Below are 1,072 nucleotides of genomic sequence, written 5' to 3' on the forward strand. Positions count from 1 at the left end.
GACCGCCTTCGACCATGGGAACACGGCCACTCACGCCGACGCCGTTCACGGTCCAGCCCTGGAACTTCCAGACGCCGCCGCCAACAGTCACGTCATCGGGAGCAGAAGCCAGAGGCACCTGCTGACCAACGCTGTAGGTATACTCGTTCTTCGGAGCCTCTGCGGGAACACTCTCAACGCCGTTTTCATCGACGTACTTGTAGGTCACGCTGTACTCTGGAATGTCTTTCTCAACCTTGACGAAAACGTAGCCGTTCTCGTCGATGGTCAGATCACCCACCAGCACCATCTTGTAGCCCTTGGGGGCAGTCAGCTTACCGGTGTTCACATAGGTAGCATCGGCATCAACCTTGATGGTCGTTCTGCTGACTTCGTTCGTAGCGACATCCTCATAGAAGACAACCGTTACGTCCTTAGTGGCAGGAACAGCCTTCTTCACGGAAACATAGACATAACCGTCACGGATCGGCAGATCGCCAACCTCGCCAGCGAACTCATACCCCTCAGGCAGAGTCATGTCGCCAGTGTTCACAGCGATGGCGTCAGCAGGAACGGTCATCTCAACTTCAGCAACCTGCTTCTCCTCAGTCTCGTCGTAGAAGTTGATCTTTACAGTCTTCTCGGTGACGATCTTCTCAACCTTGACGAAAACGTAGCCGTTCTCATCGATGGTCAGATCACCCACCAGCACCATCTTGTAGCCCTTGGGGGCAGTCAGCTTACCGGTGTTCACATAGGTAGCATCGGCATCAACCTTGATGGTCGTTCTGCTGACTTCGTTCGTAGCGACATCCTCATAGAAGACAACCGTTACGTCCTTAGTGGCAGGAACAGCCTTCTTCACGGAAACATAGACATAACCGTCACGGATCGGCAGATCGCCAACCTCGCCAGCGAACTCATACCCCTCAGGCAGAGTCATGTCGCCAGTGTTCACAGCGATGGCGTCAGCAGGAACGGTCATCTCAACTTCAGCAACCTGCTTCTCCTCAGTCTCGTCGTAGAAGTTGATCTTTACAGTCTTCTCGGTGACGATCTTCTCAACCTTGACGAAAACGTAGCCGTTCTCATC

The 1,072-nt window shown here is 53.7% G+C and carries 1 protein-coding gene; it reads right to left on the minus strand.

Going from position 1 to position 1,072, the window contains the following annotated elements; all coding sequences use genetic code 11:
- Nucleotides 1-1,072, minus strand: a 1,072-nt coding sequence (locus tag ACTNBU_RS12620; RefSeq protein WP_441034445.1) for an SHIRT domain-containing protein, incomplete at both ends; no start/stop codon positions are given.

This window comes from Dysosmobacter sp. HCP28S3_G4 (assembly GCF_052065175.1).
In the GTDB taxonomy this organism is placed as follows: domain Bacteria; phylum Bacillota; class Clostridia; order Oscillospirales; family Oscillospiraceae; genus Oscillibacter.